The following is an 18,974-nucleotide window of genomic DNA, read 5'->3' as shown; positions in this document are numbered from 1 at the left end:
CCACTTCTTATGGAGGTGGTGATCGCCTGGTTTTGACGAACCGCTTAGCGTTTCGGCCCGGCGGTCACCAGCGCGGCGCCTGCTGGGGTATCGGTATACTTTTCAAAGTTCTCGACGAACAGTTGCGCCAGTTGCCCGGCTTTCTCCTGCCACTGCTCTGGCGAGCCGTAGGTATTACGCGGATCGAGGATATGGCTATCCACACCCGGCAGCGCTGTCGGGATCTGCAGTTCAAATATCGGCAGGGTGAAGGTTTCGGCATTGTCCAGCGAGCCGTTGAGGATGGCATCGATAATGGCGCGGGTATCCTTGAGCGAGATACGTTTGCCGGTGCCGTTCCAGCCGGTGTTGACCAGGTAAGCCTGTGCGCCGGAAGCCTGCATCCGCTTGACCAGCACTTCCGCGTATTGCGTCGGGTGCAGCGACAGGAACGCGGCGCCGAAGCAGGCGGAGAAGGTGGGTGTTGGCTCGGTTACTCCGCGTTCGGTACCGGCCAGTTTGGCGGTGAAACCTGACAGGAAGTGGTACTGGGTCTGATCGGCGGTCAGGCGAGAAACCGGCGGTAACACGCCAAACGCATCGGCGGTCAGGAAGATAACCTTAGTGGCATGGCCAGCTTTCGAGATCGGCTTAACGATATTTTCGATATGGTTGATCGGGTAAGAAACACGCGTGTTCTCGGTCTTCGAGGCATCATTAAAATCAATGGAGCCATCGGCCAATACCACGACATTCTCCAGCAGCGCATCGCGGCGAATCGCATGGTAGATATCCGGCTCAGCGGCTTCGGAAAGCTTAATCGTCTTCGCGTAGCAGCCGCCTTCGAAGTTAAATACGCCATCATCATCCCAGCCGTGTTCGTCATCGCCAATCAGACGACGTTTCGGGTCAGTGGAAAGGGTGGTTTTACCGGTGCCGGAAAGGCCGAAGAAGATGGCGACATCTTCTTTTTCCCCGACGTTGGCGGAGCAGTGCATGGAAGCGATACCTTTCAGCGGCAGCAGGTAGTTCATGATGGAGAACATGCCTTTTTTCATTTCACCGCCATACCAGGTCCCGCCAATCAGCTGAATGCGTTCGGTCAGGTTGAAAGCAACGAAGTTTTCGGAATTCAGGCCCTGCTCTTTCCATTGTGGATTCGTGCATTTCGCGCCGTTCATCACGATAAAATCCGGTGCGAAGGTTGCCAGCTCTTCATCGTCTGGGCGAATAAACATGTTTTTCACAAAATGCGCCTGCCAGGCGACTTCGGTAATAAAGCGGACGCTCAGGCGAGTGTCGGCGTTTGCGCCGCAGAAGGCATCAACAATAAACAGTCGCTTGCCAGAGAGCTGGCGAGTAACCAGACCTTTCAGGTGTTGCCACGTTTCTTCAGACAGCGGCTTGTTGTCGTTCTTTCCTTTGCCTTTATCAGACCACCACACGGTATCGCGAGTGGTATCGTCACGAACGATATATTTATCTTTTGGAGAACGGCCGGTAAAAATACCGGTATCGACGGCGATCGCGCCGAGATTGGTTAATACGCCCCGTTCATAACCTTCCAGGTTAGGGGCAAGTTCTTCCTGATATAAAGTATCGTAGCTGGGGTTGTAAACGATATCATGGACGTCAGAAATACCATAAGCCTTGAGATCCTGCGGGGTTAAACCATTATTAACGCGCATGTCACTGCTCCTTAGCCAATTTATATTACTGGAAATTGTAGGGGTTATTACGGGGTATAGACCGCGACCAGGCTCATAGATTTACGTATCTCGACAAACGCCAGGCTGACGAAAAACGTTGTGACTCCTGTCACGAAGCGTGAGGAATTATCGCAGAAAACAGGCTGTCAGTGAGGGTCAATGTTTCTTAATGGTTAAAAAGTAATTAAAAAAACTGCTGAAATGTGAATGTAATCGCTTACCTGAAAGAAAATTACGTAACTCTTTCATTGAGAATCGATTCATCCCGTAAATAAAAACTTGACGCCAGGCACCGGGAACAAAAGCGCGTTCGGACGCCTGGCGGAAGGGTAATTAGTGAATCTGCGGGTCAGCCGGAGAAGCGTTGTTGCGGATCTCGGCGATGTCCATTGCATTAAAGAGGTAATGATTGCCGCAGTAGTCGCAGTGCATATCAATCTCCCCTTCATCTGCCAGGATGCTGTCAATCTCCTCATCCGGCAACGTTTTCAGCGCGCCGGCACAGCGTTCACGAGAGCAGGTACATTTAAACTCTACGTTCTGCGGCTCGTAGACGGTCACTTCTTCTTCGTGGTACAGACGCCAGAGCACGTCGTTTGCTGGCAGGGTGAATAGCTCTTCAGCTTTGATGGTATCGGTCAGGGTGCTGAGATGTTCGAAATCAGCCGCCTGCGCATCTTGCGCAGGCAGAACCTGCAACAGCATGCCACCTGCCATCGGTTTGCCGTCATGCTCACCGCTACGAATGATCAGACGAGTGGGCAGCTGTTCTGAGCGCTGGAAATAATCTTCCAGACAAGCCGCCAGCGTATCGCCCTCCAGACCGACCACGCCCTGATAGCGCTCGCCTTCTTCCGGCGAGATCGTAATGACCAGATATCCATTACCGACCAGGGTTTTCAGATCCGCGCCTTCCGGGATCTCGCCCTGGGTGCGGGCGACGCCGCGCATCTGCTGCTGATTGTTGCCGTTAATTACCGCCAGCGATAGCGGGCCATCACCCTGCAACTGAACGGTAATATCGCCAGCAAACTTCAGCGTTGCGGTCAGCAGGCTGGTGGCGACCAGTAGCTCCGCCAGCACGGTTTTAACCGGCTGCGGATAGCTGTGGTTCGTCAGAATCTGTTCTAAGGTTTCTGAAACGGTTACCAGCTCACCGCGTACGGCATAATTTTCAAACAGATAGCGGTGTAATTGATCGTGTTGAGTCATAATAATCTCTCTTGCTGGCCACAGTTATTCACTATTGCCGTGTTTAAATCTCATCAGGTCGCGGCGCTCTTTCTTATCCGGACGTCTGTCGGGATGCGGCATGGTTAGCGCGTTCATTTTGCGCGCCAGCGCCATTTTCTCGCGTTTCTCAATGCTTTCCGCCGTCTCTTCGTAAAGCGCGACAGCTTCGCTGGCTGGCCGGCGTTGTCCGCTAATGCCTTTTACCACAATAGTGCGCTCATCATTGCCCTGGCGGAGCATCAGGGTGGCATTCAGCTCGACCACTTTCCCTGGTTTGCTACGCTGCCCGTTGTAATGCACCTTACCGCCTTCAATCATCTCGCGCGCCAGCGCGCGGGTTTTATAAATGCGTGCTGCCCAAAGCCATTTGTCCAGCCGGATGGCTTCGACGGATTTTTCTTTCATGGCCTCTCCTGTTGGGTCAGTGAGGGGATCAGTTGCCGGTAGTCATTCAGTCCCGGATGATGCGCATAGCTTTTTTCCTCAAGCCCGGAATCGGGGTTGGTGACACCCAGGCAATAGCGGATGCCAAATGCTGCTGCCGCATCCAGAATCGCTTCGTTATCGTCAACAAAGAGCGTTTTGCGCGCATCAATGCCGATTTCTTCGGCCACCGCGCGCCACAGTCGCTGATCCTCTTTCGGATAACCAAATGTGTGGGTGGAAAGCAATAAATCAAGGTGCGCGTCCAGCCCGGTATGTTTTAGCTTTACCGCCAGATTATGCGGATGGGCGTTAGTCAGTAAAATCCTGCGCTTACCGTGGGTTTGCAGGGCATCAAGAAACGGCACGGTATCGTCACGCAGCGCGGCCCCTGCTCGCTGGTCATGGCATAAATATCCAAATCCAGGCGTTCGCTCCAGTAGTCCAGACAGTACCAGTTTAGCGTATGTTGCACCGCGTGATACTCCTGACGTATCGCTTCCCTGGCTTCCTGCAGATTGAGCCCCCGCGCGGCTCCCCAGGTTTCCGGGACCAGTTTTTGCCAGAAATAGTTGTCAAAGGCGAGGTCGAGAAGCGTACCGTCCATATCCAGCAGAACGGTATCAACTTCCTGCCAGGCGATATCAACATGCATGGTAAGTCTCCAGAGAAGGGAATGGCGCGACAGGGTATCATACCCTGTCACGCAGAGAATTATTCTTGCGTGTCTGGCGAGGAGAGCAGAACCGGATTCAGACAGTTTTCGTAGTATTTCTGGATCTCTTCCTGGCGTTGACGGTGTCGCTGATAGCGACGTATAGCCTGGATACTGTGATAGACCATGCAGCCCAGCATTGCCAGCAGCAGTAGCGTTGTCCCGAGGTAACGCCACAGACCGGTACGATCGGGGATTCGGTGCAGATTAACATGCTGGGTACCGTTGGCATCGGTATAGAGGTTCGTGACGATCCCTTCCGCCTGAAACGGCGTGTGCATCAGCATACCCGCCAGCCGCTGCAGTTCGCTCCACTGCTGATGTGCGGGAAAGTCATATAGTCCGGCAGTTGGCCATGGTTGATTCACCAGGCTGCTTCCTTCATCGCTGATAATCAAGAAACCGCCCGGCGCCGGGCTATTTAGCGCCTGGGCTGCGCGTGAGGTTTCGCGGCTGACAAATGGCGCGGTGGATGTAGTGACCAGGTTTTCCAGCGACTCAGCGCTGACCGGCCGCAGAAGTACATTGACGCCATCCAGTTTACCCGTGTTTGCGCGTTTGAGCAGAGTTTCCCAGTTATGCGTGTTGCCAAGATTGACCAGCGCATTCTTCAGCCGAATACAGTCATCTTTTGCCGAACAGAGATCGTTGGTTTTTGTCACGATATCGCCAAAGTCATCAAGCAGCACCATCCCTGATTTCTGGATGGCGGAACGCAGCGCCGGACTGACGTGTGACTGATCGGTTGATTCGGGATGGAGCTGGCGCTGAACGGTTTGCATTAACGCTGTCGCCCTGGTGACAATATCTGACTCCGGCAGTGGCAGGGGAGGGGCATCATTCCAGACGATTTGCGAACAGTCGAATGGCCTGAACGGCAGGTTCTCTTTTGCTGTCCAGGCGCCCGGCGTGTGGATATTACACATGCCGCTTCCCTTCAGGCGCAGCGTGTCGCCGATCCGGATATGTGACTTCTCTAGCTGGGCGACCGTTGTGGCTTCAATAGTCTGTGCGCCTTTAAGCCATGAAAGGGTGAATTTAAAAGGCATATCCAGCGGTACGCTGGCCCATAACATAACAACAACCAACAGCGCGCCCGAGGCGATAATCGCGCTGCGTAGCCAGTATTGAAGCGGGAAGTTTTTGACCTCATCATGCAGCGACAGAAAACGCCCCTGGCGGACAACATGGCGACTGAGGTAGATATCAATATCCGTTTGCTGGCCGAGATCCTGGGTAATCCACGGTTGCCAGTGGCGTGGGTAGATGAGGTCGATAATGCCGAGAGAAATATTGTTGATATGTTCCTGGTTATTTTCGCCAAACAGTCCCCAGCGTTTAGGCATGCCGCGCAGGCAATGAATTTCCCGAAGTGTTGTTTTACGCGGCGGCGCATAAATGCCCCATACACCGGCCAGTAGCAGCAAAACGCCACCGATCAGTAGCCAGGGGGCAAAGACCTCAGGGCTGAGCAGACTACAATAAAACAGCAGGAACGCGACAACGACCAGGACCGCTTCACGCAGGCTATCAGGGCGGCTGAGCGCGTGCTCTTCCGTTGTTTCCGGGCGGATACTCAACAGTTCAACTTGCTCGCTCTCTTCTCCACGGATAGAGGCCTGTGTCGCCGTCGTTGGCTCAAGGGCGAAGCCCCTTGCCTCCTGAGGGTAGTCCTTCAGCGTTTGCCCGTTGAGGGCAATGACCAGCGGCAGGCTATCGGTTGGAATTAACTCGACGCTGTTTTCATCGTTGATATGTTGTTCCCAGAATGGAGGAAGATGAACTTCTACTGAATCAAGGAAGTAGCGCCACTTATTCAGATCGTCAGTGGTGATGCCGTAGCGGGTAATCGCCCGGGTAACAGTAAAAACGGTGTCACTCTGTTCATTCAGCCGCAGGTTGACCGGCGCGGCGCTGGCGCCCGAAGCCGGCAGTTGCTGGTTGCGACTGAGATCGCCGAGATATTTTTCCGCAGCACTGCGCTCGTCATCAGCGAGCTTGCGCGTCGCGGCATCGCTAAATGCATGCAATAGCGGCAGGCGGCGACGTCTGGCGTGCGTTCGATACCACCACCCTATAAGCAATGCACAGATTAGCAGAGCTAGCAAAAAAATCAGAAAGGTGCCCATGCCCATCCCATCATAATTATTCTTTTCTTACTGGTATCGTCGGTAGCCGTTCACACCGGAGGTAAAAAGTCGTACGTATTCGGCATATGTCGTGTCAAAACGGGAAAATTGATAGCGCCACGCAGCAGAATACAACCTTATCAAAAACGTTAAAATCCAGGAATCAGTAAATTCTCAAAAGCTATTCAACCTATTGACTTTTTTGTCTTTATATCAACGGCATTTAAGATGGTTAAGTTGCAACTATGTAAATTAATGGCGAATTGAATTGCCGAAACCGTGCTGCGTATCGCACAATAACCTCTGTAATCACAGCATAGACCGATGACAATGAGCAAATCATTACAAAAACCTGCCATTCTCAATGTTGAAACTGTCGCGCGCTCGCGCCTTTTTAATGTTGAAAGCGTGGATCTGGAGTTCAGCAACGGCGTGCGCCGCGTGTATGAGCGGATGCGGCCTTCTACCCGTGAAGCTGTGATGATTGTGCCGATTGTCGATGACCATATTATATTGATCCGTGAATACGCTGTCGGTACGGAGTCTTATGAACTGGGTTTTTCTAAAGGTCTGATTGATCCGGGGGAAAGCGTGCCGGAAGCCGCTAATCGCGAGCTGAAGGAAGAAGTTGGGTTTGGGGCGCGAAAGCTGACCTTTTTAAAAAAACTGAGCATGGCGCCTTCCTATTTCTCCAGCAAAATGAATATCCTGGTAGCGGAAGATCTCTACCCGGAATCGCTGCCGGGCGATGAGCCAGAGCCGTTGCCGCAGGTCCGTTGGCCGCTGTCGCAACTGATGACGCTGCTGGATGAAGAGGACTTCAATGAGGCGCGTAACGTTAGTGCGTTGTTCCTGCTGCGTGAATGGCTGCAGGCTCAGGGGCGGCTTTAGGCGTACGTTGCCAGATACAGACTTAAACACCCGCGGATTAATGCCAGTTAGTTAAGCAATTTATTGAAGTTTATGCTGCCTTTTTGGGATCCCTCTGGCGAAAGCCACATACGGTCTGCTCGTTTTCTCTCCTGATTCAACCTGAATAATTTCGGCTATCGTCTGTTTTTTATGGCTTTCAACTGCCGGGTAGCCGCAGGGAACATCAGGAAACCTGACGAGAGTGCAAACGCGTAGAAACTGGGTGAACCTGACAAATGGGGCTTAACGATCCATGTTAGCCCCAGATGCGTGTTTTGTCAGAACAGTTCGTGGGTCTCGCCCCCGCCATCGGTGAGGGTGGTGCCGACTTCATGAACCGCTTGTTGCGTCGGTTGAGTACCATCGATAAAGTATTCAGGACGGCCATTACCGCCGCTGGCCAGTTGGCCCGTACTGGGATCGATATTCACCGTAATGATGCCAGGCGGTGGCGTTAGCGGCTGCTCTGGTACGCCCGCCAGCTCGATTTTCATAAACTCATCCCAGGCCGGTTGCGCGCTTTTAGCGCCACCTTCGTAACCCGATATTTGATCTTTGATGACGCCGGAGGCAGTGGTACGCCCCAGATCACGACGGTGATCATCAAAGCCAATCCAGACCGATGTCACCACGCCGGGACCGTAGCCGGAGAACCACGCATCCTTTGAATTATTGGTGGTCCCGGTTTTGCCGCCAATATCGTGACGTTGCAGGTCGCGACCTGCGCGCCAGCCTGTCCCCATCCAGCCGGGTTCGCCGAAGATATTGGTGTTCAGGGCGCTTTTAATCAGGAAGGCCAGCGGTGTGTTGATGACGTGTGGCGCATATTCCGGCACACCGCTCTGCGCAACCAGCGATGGGTTCACCTGCTCAAGCTGAGGCTGCGGAGGAACACTGGCGTTTTGCGGTTCCTGAGAAGTGGCAACGTCCTCAACATCCTTATTCTCCAGCACATTTGATTTCGGTGTATCGCCATAAATCACCGGAATGTTGCACTGTGGACAGGCCGTTTTCGGCCGTTCCTCGAAAATGACGCCGCCCTGATCGTTCTCTATTTTGCTGATGAAATACGGGGTGATCAGGAAACCGCCGTTAGCCATGACGGAATAGCCGCGTGCAACCTGGAGCGGCGTGAAGGATGCTGAACCCAGCGCCAGTGACTCGGTCCGCACAATGTTTTGTGCCGGGAAGCCGAAACGCTGGAGATAGTCGGCAGCATAGTCCACCCCCATGGCGCGCATCGCGCGGACCATCACGACGTTCTTCGATTGCCCTAATCCCTGGCGCAAGCGGATGGGACCCGCGTATTGCGGCGGCGAATTCTTGGGCCGCCAGTCTGAGCCGGAACCCGCATCCCAGCGGGAAATCGGAACATCGTTGAGCATGCTCGCCAGCGTTAAACCTTTATCCATTGCCGCAGTATAAAGGAATGGCTTAATGTTCGAGCCGACCTGGCGCAGCGCCTGAGTCGCACGGTTGAATTTACTCTGGTTAAAATCAAAACCGCCGACCAGCGCGATAATTGCGCCGTTTTGCGGATTAATTGATACCAGCGCGGAGTTGACATCCGGCACCTGCGCCAGCCACCAGTTATTACTCACCTGGCGTACCCAGACCTGCTGTCCGGCCTGCAGAACATCATTCACTTTACGCGGCGTGGCGCCTTGCTGAGTGTCGGAAATGAACCGACGCGCCCAACGCACGCCTTCCATATTCAGCGACACCGATGTTCCGTTACTCAGCAGCGCGATGGCTTCCTGCGGACTCACCGACGTGATAACCGCCGGCGTGAGGGGGCCAAAGCCGGGAATTTTTTTCAACGCGTCGATGATTTTGTGGCTATCCCATGGCGTTTCGCCGACTTTCCACAGCACGCCTGCAGGGCCGCGATAACCGTGACGCATATCATAATTTATCACGTTATCGCGTACTGCCTGCTGAGCAGCCAACTGGCTTTTTCGCGTAATGGTGGTATAGACGCGATAGCCGTCTTCGTAAGCCCGCTCGCCGTAACGGCTGACCATCTCCTGACGCACCATTTCGCTGAGATAGGGGGATGAGAAGGCGATTTTCGGCGCATGGTAACTGGCGTCAATGGCCTGACTACGCGCCTGATCGTATTGCGACTGGGTGATGTAGCCTTCGCTCAGCATACGTGAGAGCACCACGTTGCGGCGTGCAGTGGCGCGGTCCAGAGAATAGAGTGGATTAAATGTTGACGGTGCTTTAGGCAAGCCGGCGATCACGGCTATCTCACTCAGCGTGAGCTGGTCGACGGTTTTACCGAAATATACCTGAGCGGCGGCACCGACGCCGTAGGCGCGATAACCGAGATAGATTTTGTTCAGGTACAGTTCAAGAATTTCATCTTTCGTGAGCAATTGTTCAATGCGGATCGCCAGGAAGGCCTCTTTCACCTTACGCATCAGCGTCTTCTCGGGGCTCAGAAAGAAGTTACGCGCGAGCTGTTGAGTGATAGTACTGGCGCCCTGAGAAGCGTGACCGGAGAACATCGCCACGCTGGCGGCGCGGAAAATCCCGATCGGGTCGACGCCATGGTGCTCATAAAAACGGCTGTCTTCGGTGGCGATAAACGCGTTTATCAGCGCAGGCGGTATTTGTTTTAGCGTGACGGGAATACGGCGTTTTTCGCCGTATTGCGCGATCAGCTCGCCATCCGCGCTATAGACCTGCATCGGGATTTGCAGGTGTACATCCTTCAGCGTCGCGACGTCAGGGAGCTGAGGCTCTATGTATTTATAGAGACCAAAAATTGAGCCTGCTCCCAGCAATACGCAACAGATGGCAAGGATAAAAAGATACTTTACGAACTTCACCGGAGATTTCTCATTTAGTTTGAATTGGGCAGTTTATAAACAAACGCGCAGTAGTATAAAGGCAAGCCTGGTGCATTGATATAGCGAAACATGTTGGCTGATAAGGAGATCGTCAGAATGGCCTTTAGAAACTGGCGCATAGGAATGCATATCCAGCAGGATCATATCGCGATTGTCGCGCTGGCGTATGAGCGCTCACGCTGGGCGTTACGTCGCTGGTGGGAAATCCCATTAACGCCCGGTACCGTGCGTCAGGGGTTGATTGTCGATGTCGACGCATTGGCCCGGCAACTGCAGAACTGGCGGCGTGAGCTACCTTTGCAGCATCAGGTTTGTATCGCTTTTCCAGCAGCGCGAACATTGCAAAAACAACTGCCGCGTCCGCAAACTTCATTAAATGAAAGCGAGCAGGCGGCCTGGATAGCCAGCGCAATGGCGCAGCAACTGGAATGTTCTGCTTCTTCATTATGTGTCGATTATTCTGCGAGCGGCATGGATGACGGCTGGCGAGTCACCGCGGCACAGCGGTTAGATATTAATGTGCTGTGCCGCCTGGCGAAACGTCTCAAGCTGAGTGTCGTGGGGATTGTTCCGGATGCCTGCGCGCTCAGAGCTTTTTTCCCCTGGTTGCCCTCCCGGACCCATGGTCTGGCGTGGCGAGGCGAAGATAGCTGGCTTTGGGCGACAGTCGATAGCTGGGGATGTTGCGTATACAGCGAAATCCCATCTTTTTCCCGTCTGGTGTCACAGGTGGGCGCAGGGGAATTTTGGCTCTGCGCTTCCACGCCGTGCGACGAGCAAAGCTTTGACGTCTGGAGCGTCATTCATCGGTTGCAGCCTCCTCTCCCGGCCTGTAGCGACAGCTTTACCGTTGCGCTGGGCCTGGCGCTGGGAGGTCGTCAACCATGGTCCAGATAGTCAACTTTCTGCCCTGGCGTGAAACGCGCCGACGGCAGCGTCTGCAGATGGGCGGACTACTGGTCGCAGGGTTCCTGCTTATCCTGCTCGCGCTGTTGGTTACCTCACGGCTCAACAGGCAAGTTAACCACGCGTTTGAAACGGTGAGAATAAACGCTGAAAACCGCCTTTACACCGCGTTTCAACAGCGTGAACGAGTAATGCAGCAACAGCTACAGCAGTACGAGCGGCTGCGCCAGAGTCGGCGGCGGCGAGAGAAAACCGCTGCATGGCAACCAGGATTGCGAATGATCGCCGCCCGGTTACCGGCACAAGCCTGGTTAACGCATCTGGAATACCGACAAAATGCGCTGTTACTGCGTGGGCTAACGTTAAATATTAAAGGGTTAGCCGCGCTGGAGAAGGCGCTGGAGAACATAACTGGTTTCCGTCCGGCTCAGGCCGGTGAAACACACCGCGATAGCGAAGGGCGCTGGTTATTCAGCTTTTCCATGGCCGGAGAGAGTGAAGATGCGGGCGTGCATTGAGCGTTGGCTGTCTGAGTGTAAAAGCCTGTTCGTGTTGCCTGTTATTTTGCTTCTCATTGTCGGGGGCTGGCTGTGGCTCTCGTCTTCTGCGCCAGACACACAAGAAAGGGATCTGCAGCGTATGCAGGCGCAGTGGAAGAAACTGTTGCCACTGCGAGCCACGTTACAGAACGCCAGAAGAGATGACGTCCCCACTCAGGTCTTTTCTCCTGTTGATATTCCCGTTAGGAGGGCGGCGCTTGTTGCCTGGCGACCGATGAGGCGAGGGGGAGAGATGCAACTGTCAGTTGACTGGCAAGCGGTGCCTGTGCTGTTTTCCTGGTTCGCCCGCTGCGGAATGGGGGTAACGGCATTTTCAATACGGCCGGAAAAACAGGCTTTACTGCTGACTGTGCAACTGGAGGCCGAAGATGCGCAATAAATGGTCGTCTTTATTGCTATTTCCGTTTCTGCTGTTCGCAGAAGAACGCGATCCGTTTCAGCCAGCGATTGATCTTTGTCGTACGACGCAACTTAACCAGTGGCGCTATGGCGGGGCAATCGGCGATTCACTGGTTCTTACTGGAATTTTGCAGGATAGCGACGGAAAGTGGCGCCGTGTGAAGGTGGATGAAACGTTGTCAACGAACTGGCGTATTACGCTTCTGACGACAGAGAAAATCGTCATCGTGACCGGCCCGGGGTGTGAGCCTGCGCAATGGGTCTGGCAGCGCAAGGGAAGAAAAAATGATGAGATGGATAAATCTGCTGTTTCTGCTGTTGCCGGTAATCGTCACCGCGGCCAAAAAAGATCTTCCCGTGTCGCTGATCGTCGATGATGCGCCGGTGGCTCAGGTGCTGCAAACGCTCGCGGAGATAAAACAAAAAAATCTTGTGGTGGCCCCGGATGTCAGCGGTACCGTATCTCTGCATCTTAAGAATGTGCCCTGGTCGCAGGCACTGCGCTCGGTGATCGACAGCGCGGGTCTGGCGCTGACGCAGCAAGGCTCGGTATTGCATGTTCATACCCAGGCCTGGCAGAAGGCGCAACGGGGGCAGCTTGAGGCGGAGAGAGCAAAGCGTTTACAGAATCTCCCTTTGCATGGGCATAGCGTGACTTTACATTATGCCCATGCTGAAGATCTCGCTAAAGCCGGAGAAAAATTACTGAGCGCTCGCGGGCACTTGACCGTCGATAAACGCACAAACCGTTTACTTATCAGGGATGATGAGCGACACCTCCCGGCGTTAAAGGCATGGGCAAGGGAAATGGATATACCCGTTGGCCAGGTCGAACTAGCGGCACATATTGTTTCAATGAGCGAAACCAGCCTGCGTGAGCTGGGCGTTAAATGGAGTCTGGAGGAAGCCAGCAGTCCGCCGGGGTCGGGGAAGCTAACGGTTTTAAACAGCAACCTGGCGTCAAGCGATGCCGCCACGCGAGCGGGTTTTAATATTGGTCGTATAAGCGGGCGGCTGCTGGCGCTGGAACTCTCCGCGCTTGAGAAAAAACAGCAGGTAGACATTATCGCCAGCCCGCGGCTGCTGGCTTCGCATATGCAGCCCGCCAGCATTAAGCAGGGCAGCGAAATCCCTTATCAGGTCTCCAGAGGAGACAACGGTGCAACCTCGGTTGAGTTTAAGGAGGCGGTGCTAGGGATGGAGGTGACGCCCACCGTCTTACAGCAGGATCGTGTGCGTTTAAAGCTCAGAATCAGCGAAAACACACCGGGACAAGTGCTGAAACAGGAACACGGCGAGGCGCTGGCTATTGATAAACAAGAAATTGAAACACAGATCGAAGTGAAAAGCGGTGAGACTCTGGCCTTAGGGGGTATCTTTTCGCAAAGAAATAAATCTTCGCGCGATGGTATCCCTCTGCTTAGCGATATCCCCTGGCTTGGGTCGTTGTTCCGTCGTGACGGTAAAGATAACGAAAAACGTGAACTGGTTGTCTTCATTACTCCACGGATTCTGGCGGCTCATTAATCGGGTTTTTCATGCTAAACACGTTTCAGGTGTTTGACGTGAGGACGGATTTAGCATACAAGGAGTACCGATTTGAGAGTCGTGTACGACATCAATCCTCCCTTTCTTGCCCGGTGATTTATTCTGTTGCCAAACCAGCCGGAGTATTGAGATAATTTTTAGTCTGACTCTCGCTCTATCGCATATGAGGTTTCAGTTCATGCCCTGCTGCGCCGGATGTCTGCGCAGCGGGTTTATCATTAACGAATAGTCTTAGTAGTACCGAAAAAATGGCAGAGAAACGCAATATCTTTCTGGTTGGGCCTATGGGTGCCGGCAAAAGCACTATTGGGCGCCAGTTAGCCCAACAGCTCAACATGGAATTTTACGATTCCGATCAAGAAATTGAGAAACGCACTGGCGCAGATGTGGGTTGGGTCTTTGATGTCGAAGGCGAAGACGGCTTCCGCGACCGTGAAGAAAAAATCATCAATGAGTTGACGGAAAAACAGGGAATTGTGCTGGCGACTGGCGGCGGCTCTGTAAAATCCCGTGAAACGCGTAACCGTCTCTCCGCCCGCGGCGTGGTGGTCTACCTGGAAACAACTATCGAAAAGCAGCTTGCCCGTACGCAGCGTGATAAAAAGCGTCCTTTATTACAGGTTGATTCGCCGCCTCGCGAAGTTCTGGAAGCGTTGGCGGATGAACGGAATCCGCTGTATGAGGAGATTGCCGATGTCACTATCCGCACCGACGATCAAAGCGCGAAAGTGGTAGCAAACCAGATTATTCATATGCTGGAAAGCAACTGATTCTGGCTTAATAAGGTTCGTCAGAGTAAAAGCAACTGAGGTGGATGTCGCGTTATGGAGAGGCTTACTGTAACCCTCGGGGAACGTAGTTACCCGATTACCATCGCGGCTGGTTTGTTTAACGATCCAGCTTCCTTCCTGCCACTGAAATCAGGCGACCAGGTTATGCTGGTCACCAATGAAACGCTGGCTCCGCTCTATCTGGATACTGTGCGTTCTGTGCTTGAGAACGCGGGCGTGAAAGTCGACAGCGTGATTCTTCCTGATGGCGAGCAGTATAAAAGCCTGGCTGTGATGGATAGCGTTTTTACCGCTCTGTTGCAAAAACCACACGGCCGTGACACCACCTTAGTGGCGCTCGGCGGTGGGGTGATTGGCGATTTAACCGGATTTGCCGCAGCCAGCTATCAACGCGGGGTACGTTTTATCCAGGTTCCCACCACGCTCTTGTCGCAGGTGGATTCTTCGGTTGGCGGTAAAACGGCGGTCAACCATCCTCTTGGTAAGAATATGATTGGCGCTTTCTGGCAGCCAGTTTCTGTTGTTGTCGATCTCAACTGCCTCAAAACACTGCCTAAGCGTGAGCTTTCTTCCGGTCTGGCTGAAGTCATCAAGTACGGTATTATCCTCGACGGCGAATTCTTCGACTGGATGGAAAATAATATTGATGCTTTGATGGCGCTGGACGAAAAAGCAATGGCTTACTGCATTCGTCGCTGTTGTGAACTGAAAGCTGATGTTGTCGCGGCCGACGAGCGAGAAACCGGGCTGCGTGCTTTACTCAATCTTGGACATACTTTTGGTCATGCTATCGAAGCTGAAATGGGCTACGGTAACTGGTTACATGGTGAAGCGGTGGCTGCCGGTATGGTTATGGCGGCGCGCGTATCCGAGCGTTTAGGGCAGTTTAGCGCGCAAGATACGCGGAGAATTATTCAGTTATTGCAGCGTGCGGATTTACCGATATGTGGGCCGGAGGCGATGCCTGCAGAAGCGTATTTGCCTCACATGATGCGTGATAAAAAGGTGCTGGCAGGTGCAATGCGACTGGTGCTCCCTCTTGCGATAGGGAAGAGCGAGATACGCGGTGGCGTGTCGCATGATGTGGTTATGGGCGCGATTGCTGATACCCAGCTTGCGCAAAAATAAGAAGGTCTGGCCGCGCTCGCGCGGCGTTATCATTTCGGGTGATATGCAATAGTCGTGAGCATAAGCCTTTTAGTGGGGTGTTAAATGGATGAATTAAAGCCAGAAGACGATATGAAAGCCGATCGCAACGATCGTCGTACTGGTCGTTCTCGTCAGTCAGCAGAGCGTGATGCCGATCCGCAAATCAATTTTGATGATCTTGATATTGATGATGCTGACGATAATCGTCCGACCCGCGGCAGTAGAACACGCCGCGCGCACGATGAAGAACAATATGAAGAGTATGACGAGGATCTGGAGCCGGATGATGACGGTGGCGAAACGCCTCAGGTTGAACGTCGTCCGCGCAGGCGTAAGAAGGCGCCGGCTAAACCTGCTTCCCGTCAGTACATTATGATGGGCGTGGGGATACTCGTCCTTCTGCTGCTGATTGTTGGCGTTGGGTCGGCGTTGAAATCACCTTCCTCTTCATCTGGTGAGCAAACGGCTTCTGGCGAGAAGAGCATCAATTTGTCCGGTGTTGAGGATAATCATGCCCAACCTGCCGCGCAGGATGCGACAGTGGCGAACAATTCGCAACCGCAGGACGTCTCTCTGCCGCCAGTCGCTTCTAACCCGCAGGCCCCGACAACCACAGAACCGCAAGGGCAGCAACGTGTTGAGGTTCAGGGTGACCTGAACAGCGCGCTGACCCAACAGCAGGGCCAGATTGATAGCGTGGTAGCGGATTCTACGTTGCCAACTGAACCCGCTACGGTCGCTCCGATCCGTAATGGTAACGCACCTCGGCAGGCAACAGTGGAACGTCAGACGGCAGCGGAGCCGCGTCGGGCTGAGCGTAAGCATACGGTGATAGAGCCTAAAAAGCAGGCTAAGGTGAAAGCGCCGGCTGAGCCGAAACCGGTGGTGATTCAGCCGAAGCGTGTAGAAAGCGTTGCCGCCGCAGCGCCTGTAAAAGCGCCAGCGGCCCAGCCGACTAAGCCTGCGGCCTCCGCGCAGACGAAACCGGCTCAGCCAGCAGCGGTTGCAGCGACTACCGCAGCCCGGAAAAGTACGGGTGACATTGGCGCGATGAAGTCTGCGCCATCCAGTCACTATACTCTGCAGCTCAGTAGCTCCTCTAACTACAACAATCTCAACAATTGGGCGAAGAAAGAGAAGCTGAACAAATATGTTGTCTATGAGACTACGCGTAACGGTCAGCCGTGGTATGTTCTGGTGAGCGGAATTTATGCTTCGAAAGATGAAGCGAAGCGAGCCGTTGCCACTCTGCCGGCAGATGTACAGGCAAAGAACCCGTGGGCGAAACCGCTGCACCAGGTTCAGTCTGACCTGAAATAATGCCGCAGTGTAGTCTGAAGCGCAGGATGCTGTCGGAGCTTTCTCCACAGCCGGAGAATGTGTAATTAGTTAGGCAGCATGAAAAAGAATCGCGCTTTTCTGAAATGGGCGGGGGGGAAATACCCCCTGCTTGATGATATTAAGAAGCACTTGCCGCAGGGCGAATGCTTGATTGAGCCTTTTGTGGGGGCCGGATCGGTATTTCTGAATACCGATTTTTCGCGTTATATCCTCGCTGATATCAATAGTGATTTGATCAGTCTGTATAAGCTGGTCAAACTGCAAACCGATGAGTACGTTGCGGCGGCGCGCGAAATGTTTACTCCTGAGAACAACGTCGCAGAACGGTACTACCAGTTTCGTGATGAATTCAATCAAATCGAGGAGCCGTTGCGTCGGGCGGTGCTGTTCCTGTATCTGAATCGCCATGGGTACAATGGCCTGTGCCGTTACAACCTGAGCGGTGAATTTAATGTGCCGTTTGGCCGCTATAAAAAGCCTTACTTTCCAGAGGCTGAACTGTACCATTTCGCGGAGAAAGCACAGCATGCAGAGTTTCATTGTGAGTCTTATGAAGATTGTATGAAACGTGCGGATCATCGCTCGGTTGTTTATTGCGATCCACCGTATGCCCCCCTGTCGTCAACGGCGAATTTTACGGCCTATCATACAAATAGCTTTAGTGAGCAACAGCAGGAATTACTGGCGAAAAAGGCGGAATCGCTGATGAAAAAGCGTATTCCTGTGCTTATCTCAAACCATCGTACGCCGCTGACTCAGGAGTGGTATAAAAATGCCGCTGAGACGCATATCGTGAAGGTTCGCCGCAGCATCAGCAGTAACGGTGGGACACGTAAGAAGGTGGACGAGCTTCTGGCTCTGTACTGTCCGCCCAAGACCTAATAAATTTCAAGGAGATGCGGATGAAGCAGTATTTGATTGCCCCTTCGATTCTGTCGGCAGATTTTGCTCGTTTGGGCGAGGATACCGCCAGTGCGCTGGCCGCGGGTGCGGATGTTGTGCACTTTGACGTGATGGACAACCACTATGTGCCAAATCTGACTATTGGTCCTATGGTGCTGAAAGCGCTGCGTCATTACGGTATCACCGCCCCTATTGATGTGCATTTGATGGTTAAGCCGGTTGACCGTATCGTCCCTGATTTCGCCGCCGCGGGCGCCAGCATTATTACCTTTCACCCTGAAGCCTCTGAGCACGTTGACCGCACGCTACAGCTCATCAAAGAGCACGGTTGTAAAGCGGGGCTGGTGTTTAATCCGGCGACGTCGCTAAGCTATCTTGATTACGTGATGGATAAGCTGGATGTCATTCTGCTGATGTCCGTGAATCCGGGCTTTGGCGGTCAGTCTTTTATTCCTCATACCCTTGATAAACTGCGTGAAGTTCGTCGCCGTATCGATGCGTCGGGCTACGATATTCGTCTGGAAGTTGATGGCGGCGTAAAAGTCAATAATATTGCAGAGATTGCCGAAGCCGGTGCAGATATGTTTGTGGCCGGATCGGCTATTTTCGATCAGCCTGACTACAAAAAAGTGATTGATCAAATGCGTAGCGAATTAGCAAAGGTTAGCCATGGATAAGTTACAAACCATTCGCGGCGTGGCGTTTGATCTTGATGGGACGCTGGTGGACAGCGCGCCGGGATTGACCGCTGCCGTTGATAACGCGTTGTATGCGCTGGAACTCCCGATGGCGGGCGAGGCGCGCGTTGTGACCTGGATTGGCAACGGCGCGGATGTTTTGATGCAACGGGCTTTGGCCTGGGCACGTCAGGAGCGTACGACGCTGCGTGCCGCGCAGGGCAAACCTTCCGTCGAGCATGATGATATTCCGCAGAGCGAACAGCAGGCTATTTTGCGTAAGTTGTTCGACCGCTACTATGCAGAAACCGCGGAAGAGGGAAGCTTTCTGTTCCCGAATGTAGCGGATACGCTTGCCAGGCTGCATGCTAAAGGCTTGCCGCTGGCGCTGGTGACCAATAAGCCAACGCCGTTTGTCGCGCCGATTCTGGGGGCGCTGGATATCGCCAGCTATTTTAGCGTGGTGATTGGCGGTGATGATGTGAAGAACAAGAAGCCACATCCCGATCCGTTGCTTCTGGTGGCCAAAAAACTGGGGCTGACACCGGCTGAGCTGCTGTTTGTCGGCGATTCACGCAATGATATTCAGGCGGCGAAAGCGGCAGGTTGCTGTTCAATCGGCCTGACTTACGGCTACAACTACGGCGAGCCGATTTCACTGAGCGAGCCGGATTATATCTTTGACCAATTTAATGAACTTTTGCCTGCTTTCGGGCTACCGTTCAGTGAGACTCAGGAATAA

At 53.4% G+C, this 18,974-nt stretch carries 17 protein-coding genes and 1 pseudogene; 12 read left to right on the top strand and 6 right to left on the bottom strand.

What is annotated here, in order from left to right; translation table 11 throughout:
- Positions 1 to 44: 44 nt before the first annotated feature.
- The 5 genes and pseudogenes from pckA to FN037_RS21030 form a co-directional block, all read right to left on the bottom strand.
- Positions 45 to 1,667, bottom strand: a complete 1,623-nt coding sequence (gene pckA, locus FN037_RS21050) for a phosphoenolpyruvate carboxykinase (ATP) (RefSeq protein WP_138359270.1) — start codon at positions 1,665 to 1,667, stop codon at positions 45 to 47.
- 354 nt (positions 1,668 to 2,021) lie between these two features.
- Positions 2,022 to 2,906, bottom strand: coding sequence for an Hsp33 family molecular chaperone HslO (gene hslO, locus FN037_RS21045; RefSeq protein WP_171034817.1), 885 nt, complete (start codon positions 2,904 to 2,906; stop codon positions 2,022 to 2,024).
- 18 nt (positions 2,907 to 2,924) lie between these two features.
- Positions 2,925 to 3,326 (bottom strand): ribosome-associated heat shock protein Hsp15, encoded by a 402-nt coding sequence (hslR, locus tag FN037_RS21040; RefSeq protein ID WP_138359266.1) that lies wholly within the window; start codon positions 3,324 to 3,326, stop codon positions 2,925 to 2,927.
- Positions 3,323 to 3,999, bottom strand: a pseudogene (gene yrfG / locus FN037_RS21035) (GMP/IMP nucleotidase). Before yrfG ends, hslR begins: the two are co-directional and overlap by 4 nt.
- A 59-nt stretch (positions 4,000 to 4,058) precedes the next feature.
- A complete protein-coding gene (locus FN037_RS21030) occupies positions 4,059 to 6,188 on the bottom strand; it encodes an intracellular growth attenuator family protein (protein ID WP_142503095.1) in 2,130 nt (709 codons plus the stop codon).
- Between the two features lie 330 nt (positions 6,189 to 6,518).
- Between FN037_RS21030 and nudE the strand changes: the two genes are divergently transcribed.
- Complete coding sequence (gene nudE, locus FN037_RS21025; protein ID WP_142503094.1) at positions 6,519 to 7,079, top strand: ADP compounds hydrolase NudE; 561 nt, start codon at positions 6,519 to 6,521, stop codon at positions 7,077 to 7,079.
- Positions 7,080 to 7,378: 299 nt separating this feature from the next.
- Here the strand turns inward: nudE and mrcA are convergent, their stop codons facing one another.
- The gene (gene mrcA, locus FN037_RS21020) at positions 7,379 to 9,937 is read right to left on the bottom strand and encodes a peptidoglycan glycosyltransferase/peptidoglycan DD-transpeptidase MrcA (RefSeq protein WP_142503093.1); all 2,559 of its coding nucleotides are present in this window, start codon (positions 9,935 to 9,937) and stop codon (positions 7,379 to 7,381) included.
- Between the two features lie 117 nt (positions 9,938 to 10,054).
- Between mrcA and FN037_RS21015 the strand changes: the two genes are divergently transcribed.
- The 11 genes from FN037_RS21015 to gph all read left to right on the top strand — a co-directional run bounded on the left by FN037_RS21015 (position 10,055) and on the right by gph (position 18,974).
- The gene (locus FN037_RS21015) at positions 10,055 to 10,855 is read left to right on the top strand and encodes a pilus assembly protein (protein ID WP_142503092.1); all 801 of its coding nucleotides are present in this window, start codon (positions 10,055 to 10,057) and stop codon (positions 10,853 to 10,855) included.
- Entirely contained in the window at positions 10,843 to 11,382 is a 540-nt protein-coding gene (locus tag FN037_RS21010; RefSeq protein WP_138359254.1) for a PilN domain-containing protein, read from the top strand. Before FN037_RS21015 ends, FN037_RS21010 begins: the two co-directional genes overlap by 13 nt.
- A gap of 274 nt (positions 11,383 to 11,656) precedes the next feature.
- Positions 11,657 to 11,803, top strand: coding sequence for a hypothetical protein (locus tag FN037_RS24685; RefSeq protein ID WP_260607928.1), 147 nt, complete (start codon positions 11,657 to 11,659; stop codon positions 11,801 to 11,803).
- Positions 11,793 to 12,200: a HofP DNA utilization family protein gene (locus tag FN037_RS21000; protein ID WP_142503090.1), complete on the top strand. Its 408-nt coding sequence runs from the start codon at positions 11,793 to 11,795 to the stop codon at positions 12,198 to 12,200. Before FN037_RS24685 ends, FN037_RS21000 begins: the two co-directional genes overlap by 11 nt.
- The gene (gene hofQ / locus FN037_RS20995; protein WP_142503089.1) at positions 12,109 to 13,350 is read left to right on the top strand and encodes a DNA uptake porin HofQ; all 1,242 of its coding nucleotides are present in this window, start codon (positions 12,109 to 12,111) and stop codon (positions 13,348 to 13,350) included. Before FN037_RS21000 ends, hofQ begins: the two co-directional genes overlap by 92 nt.
- Positions 13,351 to 13,619: 269 nt before the next feature.
- Entirely contained in the window at positions 13,620 to 14,141 is a 522-nt protein-coding gene (aroK, locus tag FN037_RS20990; protein WP_138359246.1) for a shikimate kinase AroK, read from the top strand.
- A gap of 54 nt (positions 14,142 to 14,195) precedes the next feature.
- Positions 14,196 to 15,290: a 3-dehydroquinate synthase gene (aroB, locus tag FN037_RS20985; RefSeq protein ID WP_142503088.1), complete on the top strand. Its 1,095-nt coding sequence runs from the start codon at positions 14,196 to 14,198 to the stop codon at positions 15,288 to 15,290.
- 84 nt (positions 15,291 to 15,374) lie between these two features.
- Positions 15,375 to 16,631 (top strand): cell division protein DamX, encoded by a 1,257-nt coding sequence (gene damX / locus FN037_RS20980; protein WP_142503087.1) that lies wholly within the window; start codon positions 15,375 to 15,377, stop codon positions 16,629 to 16,631.
- Between the two features lie 78 nt (positions 16,632 to 16,709).
- A complete protein-coding gene (gene dam, locus FN037_RS20975) occupies positions 16,710 to 17,534 on the top strand; it encodes an adenine-specific DNA-methyltransferase (RefSeq protein WP_138359240.1) in 825 nt (274 codons plus the stop codon).
- A gap of 20 nt (positions 17,535 to 17,554) precedes the next feature.
- On the top strand, positions 17,555 to 18,232 hold the full coding sequence (rpe, locus tag FN037_RS20970) for a ribulose-phosphate 3-epimerase (protein WP_138359238.1): 678 nt from the start codon (positions 17,555 to 17,557) through the stop codon (positions 18,230 to 18,232).
- Positions 18,225 to 18,974 carry a phosphoglycolate phosphatase gene (gph, locus tag FN037_RS20965; protein WP_138359236.1) on the top strand — a complete coding sequence of 250 codons (750 nt, stop codon included), beginning with the start codon at positions 18,225 to 18,227 and terminating at the stop codon, positions 18,972 to 18,974. Before rpe ends, gph begins: the two co-directional genes overlap by 8 nt.

The sequence above is a fragment of the Klebsiella sp. 2680 genome (genome assembly GCF_900198535.1).
GTDB lineage: Bacteria > Pseudomonadota > Gammaproteobacteria > Enterobacterales > Enterobacteriaceae > Klebsiella > Klebsiella indica.
This window is presented reverse-complemented; position numbering and strand designations above follow the sequence as displayed.